The organism is Halomonas sp. 3A7M (genome assembly GCF_014897875.1).
Lineage (GTDB): Bacteria > Pseudomonadota > Gammaproteobacteria > Pseudomonadales > Halomonadaceae > Vreelandella.
In genome coordinates this window covers 1-991 of record NZ_JABUZD010000112.1, presented here as the reverse complement: position 1 = coordinate 991, position 991 = coordinate 1, and the positions used below count along the sequence as shown (strand labels likewise).

At 60.3% G+C, this 991-nt stretch carries 1 protein-coding gene; it reads right to left on the bottom strand.

Annotation, left to right across the window (positions count from 1 at the left end; genetic code table 11):
- Nucleotides 1-804: IS66 family transposase (locus INT19_RS09705; RefSeq protein WP_446719024.1), on the bottom strand; the 804-nt coding region annotated here is incomplete at its 3' end.
- Between the last annotated feature and the right edge of the window lie 187 nt (nt 805-991).

Genomic DNA, 991 nt, shown 5'->3' with positions numbered 1-991 from the left:
CACCACCTCGTCGGCATCGCCGTATAACGGCCAGAACCAGCCGGATTTCAACTTGCCTTTTTGCGGGCCCGCCCGACCCTGGTGACCGGCCTTGATCGGCGTTTCATCCATGGCCAGCACCCGACTGCGCAGCACGTTGTCGGTCTGGGCATCCACAATGGGCCGAAGCAGGTCGATCACGCGCTTGACCAGATTGGTCAGGGTGCTGCGGCTGATTGTGATACCGGCTTGCTGGATGCGCTGGTGCTGACGGTACAGCGGCAGGTGGAACTGGAACTTGTCCACCAGCAACCCGGCCAGCAGACTGACATCGGCCAGGCTGTTGTCCAGCACGTTGAACGGGGCCGGCGTGGTGATGGGCTTGTCACTCCCCTTGCGCCGGAACACCGGGCGCTCCACCTTCAGCACCACGTAACTGGAGGCCCGCTGGGCCAGCCGGTAGGTGGTCTTACTGCCGATTACTTCGTACTGATCGGCCTCCGGCCCTGTCAGCTCTGGCGGCAGATACTCTATGACTTCCACCGGCACATCAGAGGTAAAGCGCAGACCGGTGTCGTTCAGGCAGCCATCGTCGCGCTGCTTCTTGCCGGTGCCACGCTGATAGGCCTTGATGGGGCGTTCTTCTTCGTCAGCAGGCGGCGCCGGTAGCGGCGCTTCCTCTGGCTGGAACAAGCTGTCCTGCCCGGGAAGATCGAACACCTGCTTCTCGGATTTGGGACCGAACAGCTGCTTTTTGAACCAGTCCAGTTGATGCGTCAGCTGACGAATCGCTTCTGCCTGGGCTCCCAACTGCTCCCGCAACACGGCATTCTCCTCGGCCAGAGCCGAGTAGGAAGGTGCATTGGAAGAAGGAGCGGAAGCGGTTGAATTCATGGCCGATATTATATCGAAAGTCGGCCTTCTATACCCCTCGAAAACGCTTGAACTGGCGATATTTCTGCACCTCGATGCCATCGATCAGCAGTTGCAGATCCGTCAGGGTCAGGGCTCG